The 1,333-nt window shown below is 73.0% G+C and carries 2 protein-coding genes; both read left to right on the top strand.

The features are described 5' to 3' along the window. Positions 1 to 158: 158 nt before the first annotated feature. Positions 159 to 731 (top strand): hydrolase, encoded by a 573-nt coding sequence (locus ACWGDE_RS39000; RefSeq protein WP_453393830.1) that lies wholly within the window; start codon positions 159 to 161, stop codon positions 729 to 731. A gap of 23 nt (positions 732 to 754) precedes the next feature. Continuing rightward, positions 755 to 1,333, top strand: a 579-nt coding sequence (locus ACWGDE_RS38995; protein ID WP_453393829.1) for a hypothetical protein, incomplete at its 3' end; no start/stop codon positions are given.

Here is a 1,333-nt window from a genome sequence, read left to right as displayed (position 1 = left end):
GTACGCCCTGTACGCCCTGCGCGGCGACGCGGCCCCCCCCCCCCCCGGGGGCGCCCCCGGCCGTGCGGCCACCTCCCTTATCGTCGTGTCATGGAGGCGGCGCCCTACCCGACCGTCCGGAGTCCGGGGGCCGCCGAACCGAGAAGGAAGAGACACCCATGACCGTTCTGACCCTCGGCAGCGACACCGCCCTCGTCCTCATCGACCTCCAGAGCGGCATCCTGGCCCTGCCCACCACCCGTCCCTCCGCCGAGGTCCTCGAGAAGGGCATCGCCCTCGCCGAGGCCTTCCGCGCCAGGAAGCTGCCCGTGGTCCTGGTCAGGGTCGCCTGGTCGCCCGACGGCGGGGACCTGCCGACCATCGATGTGGACAAGCCGGGCCCGGCCTCGGCCCCGCCCGCCGCGTTCTCCGAGATCCCCGCCGCACTCGCCGCCCTCGGCGACGTCACCGTCACCAAGCGGCACTGGGGGGCCTTCACCGGTACCGAGCTCGACCTCCAGCTCCGCCGGCGCGGCATCCACCGCATCGTCCTGGCCGGCATCTCCACCAGCATCGGCGTCGAGTCCACCGCCCGTACGGCCTGGGAGAACAGCTACAAGCTCGTCTTCGCCGAGGACGCCACCGCCGACACCGACCCGGACTCCCACGCCCACAGCTTCGGCAAGATCTTCCCCCGCATGGGCAAGGTCAGTACGACCGCCGACATCATCGCCGCCCTCGGCGAGGCGTAAGCCACCGGAACCGGAGGGGTGCTGTGGGGGTCTTACTGACGGGCTGCGCGGTGCTGGTGTTCGGCGCCGCCGTGTACCGGCTGGTGTTCCGGTTCTGGGCCGAGCACCCCCGGGTCGCCGTGCCGCGACCGGAGGGCGCGCCGCTGACGCTCTACGAGGTCGCCGCCCTGAACGCCGGCCGCCTGCATCCCGACCACCTGTCGCAGACCGTGGTGTCGGGCATGGTCCTCAGCGGCGCCCTGCTGCCGGACGGTTCGAGAGGACTGACGGTCGCCTCGAGCCCGGCGGGTGTGGACGTACTCCAGGCGGCCGTGCTCGCGGACCTGGTGCCCGGCGCCGTCCACCTGCCCTCGGACCTGTGCGCCCATGCGTCGAAGCTCGACGCCGTACGTGCCGTACTTCGGGATCTGCGTGCGGCCGGCCTGGTCACGCGCAGCGAGAGCGAGACCCCGGTGAACGTCTCCCTCGGCGTCATGGTGGTCACGGGAGCCTTGGGCGCCGTCACCGCGATCGCCACCCGTTCCCCGCTCGCGATCGGGGGAGTCGTCGCCCTGCTGGCCATGGGCGGCGGGGTCGCGCTGGCCACCCCCGACCGGTACGAC

The sequence above is a fragment of the Streptomyces sp. NPDC054956 genome (assembly GCF_053609185.1).
The sequence above is the reverse complement of the archived record's forward strand: the minus strand, read 5'-3'. Positions and strand labels throughout refer to the sequence as shown.